This window comes from Sandarakinorhabdus glacialis, from assembly GCF_014643455.1.
GTDB classification, from domain to species: Bacteria; Pseudomonadota; Alphaproteobacteria; order Sphingomonadales; family Sphingomonadaceae; genus Sandarakinorhabdus; species Sandarakinorhabdus glacialis.
Genome location: NZ_BMJM01000001.1, coordinates 237656 through 254277 on the forward strand (window position 1 = coordinate 237656; position 16622 = coordinate 254277).

Here is a 16622-nt window from a genome sequence, read left to right on the forward strand (position 1 = left end):
GCGTCGGATTTGAATGGGTTGACCCCGAGAAGTTCACTGGGACGCGAATTTTGTAGGGTTTCAAGGGCCTCCATCGCCTGTGGGAGAATCCATTGGATGGGGTTCGGGGCCTGCGGCCCCGGCCGCCGGAGGCTCTTTGTATGCGTGGTTCTAACACTAACCTATCTGGTGTGTTTTGTCAAGTTCTGGAAATTCGGGCATGCGGCGGGATGGATGCTGAAACGAGTTCAGCATGACGAAGGGCATATTTTTTGGGTCAGGCCTGGACGAGTTTGACGAGGCGGCGTTCGACGGGGGCGAGGACGCCGGCGAGGTCGTGGCCGCGTTTGAGGATGATGCCGCCTTCGCCGTAGAGGAGCCATTCGCCTTGCTTGAGGCGGAGGGCGGGGTCCTTGACGATGCGGACCTCGGGATTCTCGGCGGCGCGGCGGAAGGCCGAGAAGCTGGCGGTCCGGGCGCCGAGGTCGAGGGCGTAGTCGCGCCAATGGCCGGCGGCGACCATGCGGCCGTAGAGCGACAGGATGCGATCGAGCTCCAGACGGGTGAACGCCACCTGGGTCGGGGGCGTCAGCGGCAGGTTTGCGACGTTATCCAACGGCGGGAGCGGCCATTGTCAGCGCTGCGAAGGCAGCCATAGTCAGCGCTGCGCGGCCTTGGGGAGGTCAGGACGCACTTCGGCGGTGAGGGCGTCGAGGCGGGTGCGCAGGGCCTCGATCTCGCAGCGCAGGATTTCGAGTTTTTGCGTCTCGGGATCGAATTTCTGCGCGCACGGCGTGCCGTAGGGCATGAACGGCTTGGCATAGTCGCCGGCGTCGACGAGCACGGGCTTGGCGGGGATGCCGACCATGGTGGCGCCCTCGGTGACGTCGCGGGTGACGACGGCGTTGGCGCCGACGCGGGCGCGCTTGCCGACGGTGATCGGGCCGAGGACCTGGGCACCGGAGCCGATGATGACGCCGTCTTCGAGCGTCGGGTGGCGCTTGCCGGCGACGCCGTTGGCGGGATCTGTGCCGCCGAGCGTAACGCATTGATAGATTGTGACATTGTCGCCGATGACCGCGGTTTCGCCGATAACGACGAAGCCGTGATCGATGAAGAAATTGCGGCCGATGGTGGCGCCGGGATGGATGTCGATGGCGGTCAGGAAGCGCGACAGATGGTTGACGACGCGGGCGACGAAGAACAGCCGGGCGTTTAACAGCGCGTGCGCGACGCGGTGAAGGCCGAGCGCGAGGACGCCAGGATAGGTCAGGATCTCCCAGCGTGACCGGGGCGCCGGATCACGGGACTTGATCGAATCGAGATAGGCGATAAGCGCCATGGTGATCTCCGCGCGCCGGCCTGGGGGGCCGGGCTTCATTTAGAACCAGTTTATCGCGCTTTGGTTGCGGGCGCTAGTCGGGGGCGATCGGGGGAACAGCGGGGCGTGGGGGGCGTTTTTGGTCGTGTTAAGGGAGAAACGACATGCCCGAGAAGAACAAGGCTGAGAGGAACAAGCGCGGCGAGGCGGCTCCGGGGCAGGGGGAGGCCGTGCGGGAAGCGCTGGATGGGGGCCAGGCGCGCGAGGTCGATCGGTGGGAGGGGTTTTCCGAAGAAGAGGCGAAGCGGCGGGGGGCTGAGCCGGCGGCGCCCGAGGGGGCGGAGAAGCCGTTGGCGGGGTTGGCGCGGAAGGGGAAGGTGCTGGAGGGGGGCGAGGAGTAGGGCGTTATTCGGGGAAGGGGACCACCCCCACCCGGGCCGGTCAAGTGGCCGTCTCTCGCCTCCCCCCTCTAGGGGGAGGACAAGATTTTAGATTGCTTGGAGGGTTCTGGCGACGGCGTGGACCACCGAGGCGATGCGGACGCTGGCCTGGATCTTTTCGGCGGATATGTTGTGGGCGGCGAGGACCTTGTCATGGGCGTCGATGCACATGCCGCAGCCGTTGATGGCCGAGACGGCGAGGCTGAACAGCTCGAAATCGGCCTTGTCGATGCCGGGGGCGCCGATGACGTTCATGCGCAGCTTGGCCGGCATGGTCTTGTATTCGGGGCGTGAAGCCAGGTGGACGAAGCGGTAGTAGATGTTGTTCATTGCCATTACCGAGGCAGCAGCCTTGGCGGCGTTGAGCGCTTCGGGGGATAGTTTGCCTTCGGCTTCGGCTTCGATGGCTTCGATCACCGGCTTGTAGGCGCAGGCGTGCGCGACGGCGACGAGGGTGCCCCATTTCTGCTGGTCGGTGAGGAGTTGCTCGGAGAGCAGGCTCGAGACGTTGAGGCGCTGGTCCTTGGCGTATTCGGGGAGGGTCTTGGCGAGTTCGGAAAAGAGCATGGGGGTTCCTTTGCCCGGTAAAGGGGCCGGGCGAGCATCGTTCTGAAAGGGCGGGCGACCCCCACCCGCTCGCCTCAGGGGCGAGTCGCCTCCCCCCTGAGGGGGAGGGGACGTGGCAGCTTATGCGGCCGGCTTCAGGACTTCCTGGCCTTCCGACCAGTTGCAGGGGCAGAGTTCGTCGGTCTGCAGTGCGTCGAGGATGCGCAGGGTTTCGGCGGGGTTGCGGCCGACGTTGAGGCCGTTGATCGTGACGTGCTGGATGATGTTGTCGGGATCGATGATGAAGGTGGCGCGCAGGGCGACGCCGGCTTCCTTGACGATGATGCCGAGGGCATCGGCGAGGTGCTTCGAATTGTCGGCGAGCCATGGGAAGTCGCAGGCAGCGAGGCGCTCGTCGGACTTGCGCCAGGCGAAGTGGACGAAGTCGCTGTCGGTCGAGGCGCCGATGAGGACGGCGTCGCGGTCTTCGAAGTCGCTCTTGATGTCGCCGTAGCCGATGATCTCGGTCGGGCAAACGAAGGTGAAATCCTTGGGCCAGTAGAACAGGATCTTCCACTTGCCGGGGTATGCGGTGGTGATGTCGAGAGTTTCGCCAGCGGGGAGGGCGCCGACGCCCTGCTGAACGGGGAGAGTGAACGAGGGGACGATATCGCCGACGGTAAGGGCCATGAAAATAGAGCTCCATTTGGGGGGAATAGCGGTTGCCGGTTGTGATGTGGCGGAGGGGCGACTAGAAATCAAATCGATAATTTCAACGCTATAGATCGAGTGGGTCGATGACGTTTCTGCCAACATTGAAACAGCTTCAATATCTGACCGCACTGCACATACACGGGCATTTCGGGCGGGCGGCGGATGCGTGCTTTGTCACCCAGTCGACGCTTTCGGCGGGTTTGCGCGAGTTGGAGAATTTGCTCGGGGTGCAATTGGTCGAGCGTAATCGGCGGGTGGTGCGGTTCTCGCCGCTGGGCGAACAGGTGGTGGCGAAGGCGTATGAAGTGCTGCGCGAGGCCGATGCGCTGGCCAGCCTGACGCGGGCGACGAAGGAGCCGCTGGCGGGGGATCTGCGGCTGGGGGTGATCCCGACGATCGCGCCATATCTGTTGCCGCGGGTGCTGCCGGCGGTGCGGGCGGCGTATCCGGAATTGAAGCTGTATCTGCGCGAGGAGATGAGCGGTCCGGCGTGCGAGGCGTTGGCGCGGGGGACGCTCGATGCGGTGTTGCTAGCACTGCCGTGGGCGTGCGGCGGGGTCGAGACGATGCCGTTGTTCGACGATGCGTTTTACCTCGTCTTTCACCCGGGCGACCGGATCGATCCGCCGCCTTCGGTGGCGCCCGATGCGATCGACGATACGCATCTGTTGCTGCTCGAGGATGGGCATTGTTTGAAGGACCAGGCGCTGGCGGTTTGCGGGCGGCCGGAGTTGCGCGCCGATCCGGGGCACCGGGGGACGTCGCTGGTGACGTTGGTGCAGATGGTGGCGGGGCGGCTGGGGCAGACGCTGGTGCCGGAAATGGCTTTGAAGGCGGGGATTATCGAGGGTTCGGGGCTGATTGCGCGGCCGGTGACGGGGGGCGCGTCGCGGACGGTGGCGCTGGTGTGGCGGACCGGCAGCCCGCGCGCCGCGGAGTTCAAATTGCTAGGTGACGTGATCGTGTCGGCGGTGGACAGCGAAGGCGCCGGCGCTATGGTGCGCGCAAAATCCGGGGAGTTGATGCGATGAAAGCTGTGTTGTGTGTCGAGCATGGTCCACCCGAGAAACTGGTGGTGCGCGAGATCCCGACGCCTGAGCCGGGCAAGGGCCAGGTGCGGGTGCGGGTACATGCCGCCGGGGTCAATTTCCCCGACACGCTGATCATCCAGAACCTGTACCAGTTCAAGCCGGCGCTGCCGTTTTCGCCGGGCGGCGAAGCGGCGGGTGTTGTCGATGCGGTTGGTGAAGGGATTACCGACCTGGCGATCGGCGACCGGGTGGTGGCGATGACGGGCAACGGTTGCTACGCCGAGCAGGTGATCGCCAACCGGGCGCAGATCGTTGCCATTCCGGGCGACATGCCGTTCGATATCGCCAGCGGTTTCACCATGACGTACGGCACGTCGCACCATGCGCTGAAGCAGCGGGCGCGGTTGCAGCCGGGCGAGACGTTGCTGGTGCTGGGCGCAGCGGGCGGCGTCGGGCTGACTGCGGTCGAGCTTGGCAAGCTGATGGGCGCGCGGGTGATTGCGGCGGCTTCGAGCGACGAGAAGCTGGCGCTGTGCCGGGAATATGGCGCCGACGAGACGATCAATTACGCGACCGAGAATCTGAAGGACCGGATCAAGGACCTGACCGGCGGCAAGGGTGTCGACGTGGTTTACGATCCGGTCGGCGATCGCTTTGCCGAGCCGGCGTTTCGCGGCATCGCCTGGAACGGGCGGTATCTGGTGGTCGGTTTTGCCGGGGGCGCAATTCCGTCGCTGCCGCTCAATCTGCCGCTGATCAAGGGCGCCAGCATCGTCGGGGTGTTCTGGGGGTCGTTCACCCAGCACGAACCGGCGCTGCACCGCGAGAACATGGCCGAGCTGCTCGAATGGTATAACGTCGGCAAGTTGAAGCCGCATGTATCGAAGCATTTCCCGCTGGCGGAAGGGGCTGCGGCAATTCGCTGGGTGATGGATCGCAAGGCGACGGGCAAGGTCGTCCTCGACGTATAGGGGCGGTTTGACAAAAGGGGTCCGGGGCCAAGGCTCCGGCCGCCGGAGGATCTGATGAAACTGCAAGACTCCTACCCGCTGTATATCGCCAACAAGGCAGAGCAGCCGAACACCGACCTGGCGGTGACCGACAAGTTCACCGGCGAGGTGGCGACGCGGGTGGCGATGGCGGATGCGGCGATGATCGATCGCGGCATTGCGGCGGCGGTGGAGGCCGCGCCGGCGATGGCGGCGATGGCGTCGTACGAGCGGCAGGCGGTGCTGATGCATTGCGTGACGCGGTTTACCGAGCGCGCCGACGAGCTGGCGTATGCGCTGTGCATCGAGGCGGGCAAGCCGATCCGCGATTCGCGCGGCGAGGTCGGGCGGTTGATCGACACGTTCCGGATTGCCGCCGAGGAGAGCGTGCGGATGACCGGCGAGGTGCAGCCGCTCGATATTTCGGCGCGCGCCAAAGGCTATCAGGGGATGTGGAAGCGCGTGCCGATCGGGCCGTGCAGCTTTGTGTCGCCGTTCAATTTCCCGCTCAACCTGGCGGCGCACAAGATTGCGCCGGCGCTGGCGGTGGGGTGTCCGTTCGTGATGAAGCCGGCGTCGCGGACGCCATTGGGGGCGATCATTATCGGTGAAGTGCTGGCGGAGACGGATCTGCCGGCGGGGGCGTTCTCGATTTTGCCGGCGCACCGCGAGGGGGCGGATTTGTTCACGACCGATGATCGGTTGAAGTTGCTCAGCTTCACCGGGTCGCCGGATGTGGGTTGGGATTTGAAGGCGCGGGCGGGCAAGAAGAAGGTGGTGCTCGAGCTGGGCGGCAATGCGGCGGTGATTATCGACAAGGACGCCGACCTCGATGATGCGGCCGAGCGGACGGTGTTCGGGGCGTTCTACCAGTCGGGGCAGTCGTGCATCGGGGTGCAGCGGATCATCGTCCATGAGGCGGTTTACGATGCGTTTCGCACCAAGATGGTGGCGAAGACGCGGGCGCTGGTGGCGGGTAATCCGATCGACGAGGCGACCTTTATCGGCCCGATGATCGATGTGAAGGAAGCGGCGCGGCTGGGCGAGTGGATCGACGAAGCGGTTGCGGCGGGGGCGACCTTGTTGTGCGGCGGCGGGCGCGAGGCGGCGATGTTGCAGGCGACGCTGCTTGAGGGCGTGCCGCGGGCGGTGAAGCTTTATACCGAGGAAGCCTTTGGACCGGTGGCATTTTTCTCGAAGTTCAGTGATTTCGATGCGGCGCTCGAGGAGGTCAACGACAGCAAGTTCGGGTTGCAGGCGGGGGTGTTCACGCGCGACCTGTTCAACATGCTGAAGGCGTGGGACCGGCTCGAGGTCGGCGGCGTGGTGATCAACGACGTGCCGAGCTACCGGGTCGACAACATGCCGTATGGCGGGGTGAAGGATTCGGGGCTGGGGCGCGAGGGGGTCAAGTTCGCGATGGAGGACATGACCGAGATCCGGAATTTGGTCATTCGGCGGCGGCCGCAGGACATTTGAACGACGCCCGGCCTTTGATCCTGACGGCGTTGTTCGAAGCGCCGGTGCAGGCGCGGTTCGAGACGTTGCGGCGGGAGTTTTATCCGGCGGAAATCAACCGGGTGCCGGCACATGTTTCGTTGTTTCATCATCTGCCGGGCAGCGAGCTTGAGGCAGTGAAGCGGCGGTTGAAGGCGGTGTGCGGGCCGTTGCCGCGGCCGGCGGTGGCGGTTACCGGGTTGAAATCATTGGGCGGGGGCGTGGCGTTCAAGCTGCGCTCGGCGGAACTCGACGATGTGCGGGCGGAGCTGGCGGCGGGGTGGGACACGTTGTTGATCCCGCAGGACCGGGCCGGGTTCCGGGCGCATGTGACGGTGCAGAACAAGGTGACATCGGCGACGGCGCGGGCGACGTTGCAGGGGCTCGAGGCGGGGTTTGTGCCGTTCGAGGCCGAGGTTGTCGCGGTAGCGATCTGGCGATACCTGGGCGGGCCGTGGGAGGCGTTGGGGCAGGTTGCGTTCAGGGGCCGTTAGGGTGCTTGGCGCTAGAGCGGAGCGCTGCTAAGGGATTTTCCATGGTCTTCGCCCGCGCTATTCTTGTCCCTGTGCTTTTGCTCGCTGCGTCGTTGGCGCTGTCGGCGTGTGCGAGCGGGGACGGCAAGAAGGACCAGAGCTATATCGCGCGGGACGTCGAATCGCTTTACCTGGTCGCCAAGGACCGGCTCGATCGCCGGCAGTATGCAATGGCGGCGGCGATGTTCGATGAAGTCGAGCGCCAGCATCCTTATTCGGTATGGGCTCGCCGCGCGCAGTTGATGAGCGCCTTCAGCTATTATGTGTCGGGCGAATACAATGAGGCGATCGGTTCGGCGCAGCGGTTCCTGTCGCTGCATCCGGGTAGCCGTGAGGCGCCTTATGCCTATTACATGATCGCGATCAGCTATTACGAGCAGATCAAGAGCGTCGATCGTGACCAGCGGATAACGCAGCAGTCGCTCGATGCGCTGGGTGAGTTGATCCGGCGTTATCCGAATACCGATTATGCCGCCGATGCGCGGTTGAAGGTCGACCTGGCGCGCGATCACCTTGCCGGCAAGGAGATGGAGATCGGGCGGTTTTACCAGCAGCAGGGGCTTTACCTCGCGGCGGTCAGCCGGTTCCGGGCCGAGATCGAGACGTACGACACGACGAGCCATACGCCGGAGGCCTTGCACCGGCTGGTCGAGTCGTATCTGGCGCTGGGGTTGCCCGAGGAAGCGCGCAAGGCTGCGGCGGTGCTTGGGTCGAATTATCCGGGTTCGAAATGGTATGAGCGGAGTTATGCGCTGATCGGCAAATATGCGCCGGCTGCCGTGGACGCGGCAAAGCCGGCTTCCGGCGGGCGATAGCGGTTATGAAAACACCCCGCCGCGGTTAGCGACGGGGTGGTTCGCACCCGCATTCAGGGTGTTTCGGGCAAGTTGCCGGCAGGTTTGCAGCAACGGGGCTATTTTTTCTCGCGTAGTGCGTCCTTGACGCCGCCGACGCTGTTCTGGACCTTGCCGCTGACCTGGTCGGCCTTGCCCTCGGTCTCGAGCTTGGTGTCGCCGACGAGCTTGCCGACGCCTTCCTTGATTTTTCCGCCCACATTCTTGGCGGCACCGTCGACACGATCCTTGTCCATGATACTCTCTCCTTGCCTTGGGGTTCGTGATGTAGAACGAGTCCGGGACTGTCCGGTTGCCTGATCGGGGACGGGTTGGAGCGACGTGAGGGGGTTTTAGCGATTGTCACTCTGGTGACGGGTGGGCTGTGTGGCCTGATCTATTTCTATCTGTCTTGGCGGGTGGTGCGCGTGCGCCAGAGCGCGCAGGTGTTGCTCGGGGATGGCGGCGACGGCTTGCTGCTGCAGCGGATCCGGGCGCACGCCAATTTTGCCGAATATGTGCCGATCTGCTTGATCCTGATCCTGGCGATCGAGATGTCGACCGAGCGCAGCACCTGGCTTTTGTGGACGACGGGGTTGGCACTGGTGGTGGTGCGGTTGCTGCATGCGGTCGGCATGACCAGGACGGTGGCCAATCGATATCGGGTAGTCGGCGCGGCGGGGACCTGGGTGGTGATGATCGGGTTGAGCGTGGGGGCGCTGGTGGTGGCGGTTGGGATGGGGGGGTAAGGCATATTCTGGGGCGTTGGGGACCCCCACCCCGCTCGGCGGAGGCGCAGAGTCGCCCTCCCCGCAGGGGGGAGGGAGTTGAGTTGCCCTCCCCCGCGGGGGGGAGGGCGTTAGTCGAGGGCCAGGATGCGGTCGGCGACATAGGCGTTGCGATCGCGTTCGTGGGCGAAGGTCGACATCGGGCCGTGGCCGGGGATGAAGGCGGTCTGGTTGCCGAGGGGCCAGAGGCGGCTGGTGATCGAGCGGATCAGGTCGGCGTGGTCGCCGCGCGGGAAATCGGTGCGGCCGATCGAGCCCTGGAAAAGCACGTCGCCGACGATGGCGAGGTTCGACGGGGCGTGGTGGAAGACGATGTGGCCGGGAGTATGGCCGGGGCAGTGGTAAACCTTCAGGTGGAGGTCACCGACTGTGACCTCGTCGCCGTCGAACAGCCAGCGGTCGGGGGTGAAGGCGGTGGCGCCGTCGAGGCCGTATTTGGCGCCGTTGGCAGGGGCCTGGTCGATCCAGAACTTGTCGTCGGGATGAGGGCCTTCGATCGGCACGCCGAGATCGGCGGCGAGGACGCCGGCGAGGCCGCAATGATCAATATGACCGTGGGTGATCAGCAGTTTTTCGACGGTTACGCCGTTTTGCAGGGCGACCGACTTGAGCCGTTCGAGGTCGCCGCCGGGATCGGTGAAGGCGCCGCGCATGGTCTTGGTGCACCAGATGAGCGTGCAGTTCTGCTGGAGCGCGGTCACCGGGATGATGACGGCGTGGAGTGGCGGCAAGGGATCGGCGGTGCTGGTCATCGTTTGAATTTGCGGGTTCGGCGAAGCCCGCGCAAGGGTGGTCGCTTACTTAACATTTAACAATGTGTAAACTGGACCGACAGTTTACGGCGTGGATTTAGGGAAAACCGGACGGCTACAACCAACGATGCCACCTAACTATCTGAAATAAAATTATTTTAAAGTTATGGTTAACGCGAGGGACTTGGCACGGGTGTTGCAACGAGTGCGGCAAGCAGATTTGGTTTCAGTTGGCTCGGTGTGAATTGCGGTACCGACCTGGTGTCGCCGATTTGCTTTGATTGCTGTCAATTTTTTCGAAAGACCTTTCAACATGCGCGCTTTTTTCCTCGGCCTCGTGGCCGCAGCCAGCCTTGCTTCGAGTGCCCAGGCTGCACAATTGGTTGTCAACGGCGGCTTCGAAAGCTGGGGCCTGACGAGTTCGGATGAATTTTCGAACTAGTATGCGCCCGGCAACGGCCAGCTGACCGGCTGGACGACGACCGGACTGGCATTTGTTTTCGTTCCCGGTGATGCGACCGCTGTCGGCCGCTACAACGGCTTCGAGCTTTACGGTCCTTCGAACGGCCATAACAACGGCCTGACCACGAGCCTGACCGGCGGCAATTTCGTCGCTTCGGATGCCGACCGCGGTTTCGGCGCGCCGATCAGCCAGCTGCTGACCGGGCTTGTCGTTGGCAAGACCTATGACGTGTCGTTCGAATGGGCGGCCGCGCAGCAGCTCAACTATCCCGGCGCGACGTTTGAATCCTGGCAGGTCAGCCTGCTCGATTCGCAGGGCGCCGTGACGACCGATTTCCGCACCGACACCGTCATCAACCCGCAGGGCGGCTTCCAGGCCTGGCGCAGCGAGACGTTCAGCTTCATCGCCAGCGAAACTGCGCAGACGCTGCGCTTCTGGGCCGATGGCGGCCCCGGCGGCGTGCCGCCGTTCGCGCTGCTCGACAGCGTCTCGGTGACGGCCGCGGTGCCTGAGCCTGCAACCTGGGCGATGCTGGTTGTCGGTTTCGGTCTTGTCGGCGCGACGCTGCGCCGCCGCAATGCTGCCACCACCGTCAGCGCATAACATCAGCGCATAAGGGCTGATCGCCTCCGGCGGTATCGGTGCTCGCAAGGCACCAATACCGCCGGAGGTTTCGTTTCTCGGGAATGGTGACCATGGTTGCTGCCTTTATCGTCGACGTCCTGCGGCTTTGCGGATGGCTGGCGTTCCTGACCGCGGTATTCGTGCCGATTGAACGCTTGTTCGCGCGGTCGCCTTCCACGCTGTTCCGGCGCGAGACGGCAAATGACCTTGGCTATTATTTCCTCAACAGCCTGGTGCCGGCGGCGTTGATGGCGGCACCGCTCGCACTCGTCGCGGCGACGGTGCAGCAGGTCGTGCCGAGCGGTTTTCACGTCTTCATGCGCGGGCTGCCGCTGTGGGCGTCGATCCCGATCGGGCTGGTGGTCGCCGATATCGGGTCATACTGGGGGCACCGGATCAGCCATGCCTCGCCGACCCTGTGGCGATTCCACGCCGTGCATCACAGCGCCGAGCATATGGATTTCCTGGTCAATACGCGGGCGCATCCGGTCGACATGGTGGTGACACGGATGTTCGGGCTGGTGCCGCTGTACATCCTCGGGCTGGGAACGGCGGGGGCGGCGGGCAGCCTGTTGCCGGTGGTGATCACGCTGATCGGCACGTTTGCGGGGTTTTTCATCCACGCCAATGTGCGCTGGCGGATGGGCCCGGTCGAATGGCTGGTGGCGACGCCGGCGTTCCATCATTGGCACCACAGCCGCAACGACCATATCAACCGCAATTTTGCAGCGACATTCCCGGTGATCGACCGGATTTTCGGGACGCATTACCTGCCGGCGCATTTTCCGGCCGAATACGGCCTGGAGGAGCGATTGCCGGAAACCATGACCGGGCAATTAATCGGGCCGATCGTCGGCGGACGACGGGTTGCGCCGAGCCGATAAGCGGCAAGTCGAGCCGATTTAAGGTTGCCGAGTTGTAATGTTTGCCGCTAAAAGCCCATGTTGCAGCGCGGCAAAAGGACTTGCATGTCGACAGAATCGAGTAGCGGCCCGGTTGGGCCTGTCGGTCGGATGTTCGCAAGCTGGCGGTCGGACCTGCCGGCGTCGATCGTCGTGGCGCTGGTGGCGTTGCCGCTGTGCCTTGGTGTCGCGCTGGCGTCGGGAGCGCCGCTGTTTGCCGGATTGATCGCCGGTGTCGTCGGCGGTGTCGTCGTCGGCGCGATCAGCCGGTCGTCGCTTTCCGTAAGCGGCCCGGCGGCGGGCCTGACGGCGATCGTCTATGTCGCGGTGACGACCCTGCCGTCGTACGGCGCGTTCCTGATGGCGGTCTGCCTCGCCGGCGTCATGCAGATCGGGTTTTCGCTGACCAAGGGCGGCGTACTGGCCGATTTTGTGCCGTCGTCGGTGATTACCGGAATGCTGGCTGCCATTGGCCTGATCCTGATCTTGAAGCAACTGCCGCATGCCATCGGTTACGATGCGACGTCGGGCAGCGACCTCGAGTTTTTCCAGCGCGATGGCAGCAACACGTTCAGTGTCTTGCTCGACATGCTGCGCAACGACATATTTTGGGGGGCGCTGGCGATCGCGGTGATCAGCCTGGCGTTCCTGTTCTGGTGGGATAAGGCCAAGCCCAAGGACGGCCCGCTGCGGCTGTTGCCGGGGCCGCTGGTCGTCGTCGTGTTCAGCGTGCTCGCCAACATGTTCTTCGAAGCTTTCGCACCGTCGCTGGCGATCGGCCAGAGCCACCTCGTCAACGTCCCGGTGACGGCAACGCCAGCCGAGTTCGTGGCGCTGTTCCGGCTGCCGGATTTCGGATCGATCGGCACCGGGGCGGTGTGGACGACGGCGGTGACGCTGGCGATCGTCGCCAGCCTTGAATCACTGTTGAGCGTGACGGCTGTCGACGAGATCGATCCCAAGCGGCGGGTGACCGACAAGAACCGCGAATTGCTGGCGCAGGGTTGCGGCAACATCGTGTCGGGCGCGCTGGGCGGCATCCCGGTGACATCGGTGATCGTGCGGTCGTCGGCGAATGTCGATTCGGGTGCGGATTCGCGGCTGGCGACGATCATGCACGGCGTCTGGCTGCTGCTCAGCGTCACCTTGATTCCGGTGGTGCTCAACATGATCCCGCTGTCGGCGCTGGCCGCGGTGCTGATCGCCACCGGTTACAAGCTGGCCAAGCCCAAGCTGTTCACCGAGCGCTGGAAACAGGGCTATACGCAGTTCATTCCCTTTGTCGTGACGGTCGTCGCGATCCTGTTCACCGACCTGTTGATCGGCATCATGATCGGGCTGGGTGTCGGCATGGGGTTCGTGATCTGGCGCAGCCTTGCCGACGTCATTACCTATGTCGACACCGGCGACAACGTCATGGTGCGGGCGCGGCGCAACCTGTATTTTATCCACAAGGTGCAGCTGAAGGCGGCACTGGGGAGGGTGCCCGACGGCCATACCGTGCTGATCGACCTGTCGGCGACGAACTATGTCGATCTCGACAATATCGATATCATCAACGCGTTCGTGAAAAGTGCGCCGTATCGCAACCTGACGGTCTATCTGAAGGGTGACCCGATGGGCCGGACGCCGCCGATGATCAATGCGCCGCTGACCCAAGCCCGCGCGACCTGAGGACAAGATCATGCAAGAGATCAAGCAGCTGATGCTGCATAACCGGGCCTGGGCGGCGGAGCAGATCGCCGAGGACCCCGATTATTTCAAGCGCCATGTGTCGGACCAGAAGCCGGTGTTCCTGTGGATCGGCTGTTCGGACAGTCGGGTGGCGCCCGACCAGTTCACCCAGGCGGTGCCGGGCGGGCTGTTCATCCACCGCAACATCGCCAACCTGGTGCAGCCGGACGACGGCAACCTCATGGCGGTGCTCGATTATGCCGTCGGCGTGCTCAAGATCGACCAGGTCGTGGTGTGCGGGCATTATGGCTGCGGCGGCATTCGTGCGGCGCTGGCCGGGCGCGGCAATGGGGCGCTCGGGGAGTGGCTCGACCATGCGCACGATGTTTATGTCGATCATGCCGACGAGATCGATGCGATGCCCGACCAGGAGGCGCGGGTGAACCGCTTCGTCGAGTGCAATGTGCGCGACCAGCTGCTCCACTTGGCGGCCACGGGCCCGGTCAAGGCGGCGTGGAGCGAGGGGCGCGACCTGAAGCTGCACGGCTGGGTTTACGACCTGCGCAACGGGTTGCTGAACGGGATGCTGGAGATCGATCGGGAGACCGACCTGGGCGATGTCGAGCGGCCGGAGCGGGTGCTGGTCTAGCTGTCAGGAAGTAAGGACCCTCCCCCGACCCCTCCCTGGAAGCAGGGAGGGGGGAAGAAGGGTTATTTCAGAAGGGTCTGCTGCCAGAAGGCGAGGGTGCTGAGGAACTGATAGTCCTGGTTTTCCTTTTTCCGGAAGCCATGGCCTTCGTTGGCGGCGAGGATGTGCCAAGCAGGGGTGCCATTGGCGCGGACGGCTTCGACCATTTGTGTCGCTTCGGAGGCGGGGACGCGGGGATCGTTGCCGCCGGTGACGACGAGCAGCGGCACCTTGAGCTTCTTGGCGTCGGTGAGCGGCGAGATCTTCTGCAGGGCGAGGCGCTGGCCGGCGTTGCGCTCGTCGCCGTATTCGACGCGGCGCAGGTCGCGGCGATAGGACTGGGTGTTTTCGAGGAAGGTGACGAAGTTCGAGATGGCGACGGTGCATTGGGCCGCATTGAAGCGGTCGCCGTAGCGGATGGCGGCGGCGTAGCACATGTAGCCGCCGTAGCTGCCGCCGGTTACGGCGATGCGGGCGGCATCGATATCGGGGCGGGCGGCGAGGCTGTCGAGGAAGGCGCCGATGTCCTTGACCGAATCCTCGCGCTTGTAGGGGCCGTTGTCGAGGCCGACGAAGGTCTTGCCATAGCCCGACGAGCCGCGGACGTTGGGGTAGAAGACGGCGATGCCGAGCTCGTTGACAAGATAGTTGGTGCGGCCGAGGAAGCCGGGGCGCGATTGGCCCTCGGGACCGCCGTGGATGTCGATGATGAGCGGGCGCTTGCCGGGGAACTTAACCGGGTCGGGCGTGGTGAGGAAGCCCGAGACGGCGAGCTTGTCGAAGGATCGGGCGGTGACGAGTTGCGGCGCGCGGTTCCGGGCGGCATCGAGGCCGCCGGTTTCGGAGGTCGTCCAGCGGGTGGCGGCGAGGGTTTTCGGGTCGACACTCCAGGCGTCGGCGGGGGAGCCGGCGCTGGCCATGGTGAAGCCGATGTCGCCCCAAGGGGCGATCTCGAGGCCGCCGATGGTGCCGGCGGGGAGCTTGACGTCGCCGCGGAAGGCACCGGTTTTCGGGTCGAGGAGGCGCAGGCGGCTGACGCCGGCTTCGTTGAGGGTGAGGGCGATAAAGCTGCCGTCGTCGGCGATGGCGAATTCGTCGACGTCCCATTGCGCCGGGCCGGTGATTATCTGCCTGAAGCCGTTTTTCTGGTCGATGGTGCCGAGGCGCTTGAAGTCGTTGCCGATGTCGGAGGTGACGTAGATGGTGCCGTCGGGGCCGTATTTGGCGCCTTCGATGGCGGCCGGGGCGCCGGGGGCGTTGAGGCGCGACATGATGCCGGTGGCGAGATCGATGCTGTAGAGGTCGGCATGTTCGACCGAGGTGTAATGGCCGACGAGGGCGGTCTTGCCGTCGGGAGCGAAGTCCTCGAACGACCAGCCGCCGCCTTTGAGTTCGGCCAGCTTGCGATCGGTTTTCGGGTCGGCGGGGTCGATCAGGTAGAGATCGGTATCGGTGCCGTTGCGGCGGGTCGAGGCGTAGCCGACGGTCTTGCTGTCGCGCGACCAGACGGGGCCGGAATTGCGGCTCCTGCCATCGGTGAGCAGGCGGAGGCGGCCTTCGGCGAGGGTGTAGAGCTGGTAGAATTCATTGCCGCCGATGTCCTTGTCGACAAGGAGGGTCTTGCCGTCGGGCGAATAGACGCCGTCCAGGGGTTCGACCTCGAAGCTGATCTGGGTGCGGGCGGCGCCGGGGGCGGCGACCTTGTGGAGTTGCGGGGAATTGCCGAAGCGGGTCGAGATCAGCATTGACTTCGACACCGGCTCCCAGCCCTGGAAGGCGGCGCTGCGGTTTTCGAGATAGGGACGGACGGTGTCGGCGAGCGATTGCGGGATGGCGGGGACGCCGTCGGCGGTGATCGCCGAGGGAATGGGGAAGCTGGCGGGCGTTTGCGCTGCGGCCAGAGCGGCGATTGCGGCGGCGAAAAGGATGAGGCGCATCTTTGCTCCGGCGTTCAGGAGGCACCGGTGTGTCATGGCCGGGGGTTGGCGGCAAGATGGGTCAGCTGGAGGGGTCGTGGCCGGTATCGAGAATGGCCTGGAAGCCACCGACGATCATGCGTTTGCCGTCGAAGGGCATGCCGGCGGACTTCATGCGTTCGTCGGCCATCATGGCGGCCTTGCCGGCGTCGCGGGTGGGTTTGTCGGGCCAGGTGATCCACGAGAAGACGACGGCTTCCCCGGGTTCGGCAAGGACGGCACGGCGGAAATCGGTGACCTTGCCATCGGCGATGTCGTCGCCCCACGCCTCGACAACGCTGAGCGCGCCGAGTTCGCGGAAGATGGGCGCGGCGATGCGAGCGGCCTCGAGATAGGCATCGCGGCCGCCCGCGGGCACGGGGATGAGGAAGCCTTCGACATAGGGCAGGGGCATGGGATTCTCCTTAGGCTTGTGTGGCTTGAGGGGCGGCGGCGGGGTCCATCCAGAAGGTTTCCCAGATGTGGCCGTCGGGATCGGCATAGCTGCGGCCGTACATGAAGCCATGGTCCTGGAGCGGGCAGGGATCGGCGCGGCCACCGGCGGCGGTTGCGGCGGCGATGGCGGCATCGACGGCGGCGCGGTTTTCGGCCGAGAGGGCCAGCAGGACCTGGGTGGTGCGATGAGCGTCGGGGATTTCGAGCGGCGAAAAGTCGCGGAAACGGGCGTGATCGAGCAGCATCACGAATATGGTTTCGGATATGACCATGCACGAACTGCTGTCGTTGGAGAATTGCGGGTTCCGGACGGTACCGACGGCCGCGTAGAAGGCGGTGCTGCGCGCGACATCGGTGACGGGGAGGTTGATGAAGATCTGTCGCGGGGCGGGGGCATTCGCAGTGGCCATTGGTGGTTCCTTCGACTCGGTTGCGAA

21 protein-coding genes are annotated in these 16622 nt (G+C 64.6%); 12 read left to right on the plus strand and 9 right to left on the minus strand.

The annotated features are described in order from the left end of the window. Nucleotides 1-256 precede the first annotated feature (256 nt). Nucleotides 257-595, minus strand: a complete 339-nt coding sequence (locus IEW98_RS01240; protein ID WP_188761105.1) for a DUF2794 domain-containing protein — start codon at nt 593-595, stop codon at nt 257-259. Nucleotides 596-637: 42 nt separating this feature from the next. Then, nucleotides 638-1321 carry a serine O-acetyltransferase EpsC gene (gene epsC / locus IEW98_RS01245; protein WP_371870730.1) on the minus strand — a complete coding sequence of 228 codons (684 nt, stop codon included), beginning with the start codon at nt 1319-1321 and terminating at the stop codon, nt 638-640. Between the two features lie 143 nt (nt 1322-1464). Between epsC and IEW98_RS01250 the strand changes: the two genes are divergently transcribed. Continuing rightward, nucleotides 1465-1701 carry a hypothetical protein gene (locus tag IEW98_RS01250; RefSeq protein ID WP_188761106.1) on the plus strand — a complete coding sequence of 79 codons (237 nt, stop codon included), beginning with the start codon at nt 1465-1467 and terminating at the stop codon, nt 1699-1701. An 87-nt stretch (nt 1702-1788) separates the two neighbouring features. Here IEW98_RS01250 and ahpD read toward each other — a convergent pair whose 3' ends face one another. After that, nucleotides 1789-2307 (minus strand): alkylhydroperoxidase, AhpD family, encoded by a 519-nt coding sequence (gene ahpD / locus IEW98_RS01255; RefSeq protein WP_188761107.1) that lies wholly within the window; start codon nt 2305-2307, stop codon nt 1789-1791. 120 nt (nt 2308-2427) lie between these two features. Beyond that, entirely contained in the window at nt 2428-2976 is a 549-nt protein-coding gene (locus IEW98_RS01260; RefSeq protein ID WP_188761108.1) for a peroxiredoxin, read from the minus strand. Between the two features lie 107 nt (nt 2977-3083). Between IEW98_RS01260 and IEW98_RS01265 the strand changes: the two genes are divergently transcribed. From IEW98_RS01265 to IEW98_RS01285, 5 genes are read left to right on the plus strand one after another with little or no spacing between them, the layout of a single operon-like run. Further along, the gene (locus tag IEW98_RS01265) at nt 3084-4031 is read left to right on the plus strand and encodes a hydrogen peroxide-inducible genes activator (RefSeq protein ID WP_188761109.1); all 948 of its coding nucleotides are present in this window, start codon (nt 3084-3086) and stop codon (nt 4029-4031) included. Beyond that, complete coding sequence (locus tag IEW98_RS01270; RefSeq protein WP_188761110.1) at nt 4028-5002, plus strand: NADPH:quinone oxidoreductase family protein; 975 nt, start codon at nt 4028-4030, stop codon at nt 5000-5002. Before IEW98_RS01265 ends, IEW98_RS01270 begins: the two co-directional genes overlap by 4 nt. A gap of 54 nt (nt 5003-5056) precedes the next feature. Continuing rightward, nucleotides 5057-6499, plus strand: a complete 1443-nt coding sequence (locus IEW98_RS01275) for an aldehyde dehydrogenase family protein (RefSeq protein ID WP_188761111.1) — start codon at nt 5057-5059, stop codon at nt 6497-6499. Then, a complete protein-coding gene (locus IEW98_RS01280) occupies nt 6496-7011 on the plus strand; it encodes a 2'-5' RNA ligase family protein (protein WP_188761112.1) in 516 nt (171 codons plus the stop codon). The genes IEW98_RS01275 and IEW98_RS01280 overlap by 4 nt, the downstream gene beginning before the upstream one ends. Nucleotides 7012-7052: 41 nt before the next feature. Continuing rightward, nucleotides 7053-7865, plus strand: a complete 813-nt coding sequence (locus tag IEW98_RS01285; protein WP_188761113.1) for an outer membrane protein assembly factor BamD — start codon at nt 7053-7055, stop codon at nt 7863-7865. 98 nt (nt 7866-7963) lie between these two features. On the opposite strand, the gene IEW98_RS01290 is transcribed toward IEW98_RS01285, so the two are convergent. Further along, nucleotides 7964-8140, minus strand: a complete 177-nt coding sequence (locus IEW98_RS01290) for a CsbD family protein (protein ID WP_188761114.1) — start codon at nt 8138-8140, stop codon at nt 7964-7966. 114 nt (nt 8141-8254) lie between these two features. Here IEW98_RS01290 and IEW98_RS01295 point away from each other — a divergent pair, with 114 nt between their 5' ends. Continuing rightward, nucleotides 8255-8632, plus strand: a complete 378-nt coding sequence (locus IEW98_RS01295) for an MAPEG family protein (protein ID WP_188761115.1) — start codon at nt 8255-8257, stop codon at nt 8630-8632. 110 nt (nt 8633-8742) lie between these two features. On the opposite strand, the gene IEW98_RS01300 is transcribed toward IEW98_RS01295, so the two are convergent. Next, nucleotides 8743-9423, minus strand: a complete 681-nt coding sequence (locus tag IEW98_RS01300) for an MBL fold metallo-hydrolase (RefSeq protein ID WP_188761116.1) — start codon at nt 9421-9423, stop codon at nt 8743-8745. 313 nt (nt 9424-9736) lie between these two features. Between IEW98_RS01300 and IEW98_RS16675 the strand changes: the two genes are divergently transcribed. The 5 genes from IEW98_RS16675 to IEW98_RS01320 all read left to right on the plus strand — a co-directional run bounded on the left by IEW98_RS16675 (nt 9737) and on the right by IEW98_RS01320 (nt 13735). Next, nucleotides 9737-9865: a hypothetical protein gene (locus IEW98_RS16675; RefSeq protein ID WP_279380326.1), complete on the plus strand. Its 129-nt coding sequence runs from the start codon at nt 9737-9739 to the stop codon at nt 9863-9865. A gap of 249 nt (nt 9866-10114) precedes the next feature. Next, complete coding sequence (locus IEW98_RS01305) at nt 10115-10489, plus strand: PEPxxWA-CTERM sorting domain-containing protein (protein ID WP_243450494.1); 375 nt, start codon at nt 10115-10117, stop codon at nt 10487-10489. Between the two features lie 92 nt (nt 10490-10581). Beyond that, nucleotides 10582-11394 carry a sterol desaturase family protein gene (locus IEW98_RS01310; protein WP_207792466.1) on the plus strand — a complete coding sequence of 271 codons (813 nt, stop codon included), beginning with the start codon at nt 10582-10584 and terminating at the stop codon, nt 11392-11394. Between the two features lie 84 nt (nt 11395-11478). Further along, nucleotides 11479-13086 carry a SulP family inorganic anion transporter gene (locus IEW98_RS01315; RefSeq protein WP_243450495.1) on the plus strand — a complete coding sequence of 536 codons (1608 nt, stop codon included), beginning with the start codon at nt 11479-11481 and terminating at the stop codon, nt 13084-13086. Between the two features lie 10 nt (nt 13087-13096). Then, the gene (locus tag IEW98_RS01320; RefSeq protein ID WP_188761118.1) at nt 13097-13735 is read left to right on the plus strand and encodes a carbonic anhydrase; all 639 of its coding nucleotides are present in this window, start codon (nt 13097-13099) and stop codon (nt 13733-13735) included. Nucleotides 13736-13797: 62 nt separating this feature from the next. Here the strand turns inward: IEW98_RS01320 and IEW98_RS01325 are convergent, their stop codons facing one another. From IEW98_RS01325 to IEW98_RS01335, 3 genes are all read right to left on the minus strand, one after another. After that, a complete protein-coding gene (locus IEW98_RS01325; RefSeq protein ID WP_188761119.1) occupies nt 13798-15711 on the minus strand; it encodes a S9 family peptidase in 1914 nt (637 codons plus the stop codon). A 61-nt stretch (nt 15712-15772) separates the two neighbouring features. Further along, entirely contained in the window at nt 15773-16144 is a 372-nt protein-coding gene (locus IEW98_RS01330) for a DUF1428 domain-containing protein (protein ID WP_371870725.1), read from the minus strand. Nucleotides 16145-16154: 10 nt separating this feature from the next. After that, complete coding sequence (locus IEW98_RS01335; protein ID WP_188761120.1) at nt 16155-16595, minus strand: VOC family protein; 441 nt, start codon at nt 16593-16595, stop codon at nt 16155-16157. Between the last annotated feature and the right edge of the window lie 27 nt (nt 16596-16622).

Coding starts and splice junctions, on each gene's coding strand:
- IEW98_RS01330 (WP_371870725.1), bottom strand. CDS start 16,144: ATGCCCCTGCCCTATGTCGAAGGCTTCCTCATCCCCGTGCCCGCGGGC.
- IEW98_RS01265 (WP_188761109.1), top strand. CDS start 3,084: ATGACGTTTCTGCCAACATTGAAACAGCTTCAATATCTGACCGCACTG.
- IEW98_RS01300 (WP_188761116.1), bottom strand. CDS start 9,423: ATGACCAGCACCGCCGATCCCTTGCCGCCACTCCACGCCGTCATCATC.
- IEW98_RS01315 (WP_243450495.1), top strand. CDS start 11,479: ATGTCGACAGAATCGAGTAGCGGCCCGGTTGGGCCTGTCGGTCGGATG.
- epsC (WP_371870730.1), bottom strand. CDS start 1,321: ATGGCGCTTATCGCCTATCTCGATTCGATCAAGTCCCGTGATCCGGCG.
- IEW98_RS01250 (WP_188761106.1), top strand. CDS start 1,465: ATGCCCGAGAAGAACAAGGCTGAGAGGAACAAGCGCGGCGAGGCGGCT.
- IEW98_RS01270 (WP_188761110.1), top strand. CDS start 4,028: ATGAAAGCTGTGTTGTGTGTCGAGCATGGTCCACCCGAGAAACTGGTG.
- IEW98_RS01290 (WP_188761114.1), bottom strand. CDS start 8,140: ATGGACAAGGATCGTGTCGACGGTGCCGCCAAGAATGTGGGCGGAAAA.
- IEW98_RS01260 (WP_188761108.1), bottom strand. CDS start 2,976: ATGGCCCTTACCGTCGGCGATATCGTCCCCTCGTTCACTCTCCCCGTT.
- ahpD (WP_188761107.1), bottom strand. CDS start 2,307: ATGCTCTTTTCCGAACTCGCCAAGACCCTCCCCGAATACGCCAAGGAC.
- IEW98_RS01310 (WP_207792466.1), top strand. CDS start 10,582: ATGGTTGCTGCCTTTATCGTCGACGTCCTGCGGCTTTGCGGATGGCTG.
- IEW98_RS01325 (WP_188761119.1), bottom strand. CDS start 15,711: ATGCGCCTCATCCTTTTCGCCGCCGCAATCGCCGCTCTGGCCGCAGCG.
- IEW98_RS01285 (WP_188761113.1), top strand. CDS start 7,053: ATGGTCTTCGCCCGCGCTATTCTTGTCCCTGTGCTTTTGCTCGCTGCG.
- IEW98_RS01320 (WP_188761118.1), top strand. CDS start 13,097: ATGCAAGAGATCAAGCAGCTGATGCTGCATAACCGGGCCTGGGCGGCG.
- IEW98_RS01335 (WP_188761120.1), bottom strand. CDS start 16,595: ATGGCCACTGCGAATGCCCCCGCCCCGCGACAGATCTTCATCAACCTC.
- IEW98_RS01275 (WP_188761111.1), top strand. CDS start 5,057: ATGAAACTGCAAGACTCCTACCCGCTGTATATCGCCAACAAGGCAGAG.
- IEW98_RS16675 (WP_279380326.1), top strand. CDS start 9,737: ATGCGCGCTTTTTTCCTCGGCCTCGTGGCCGCAGCCAGCCTTGCTTCG.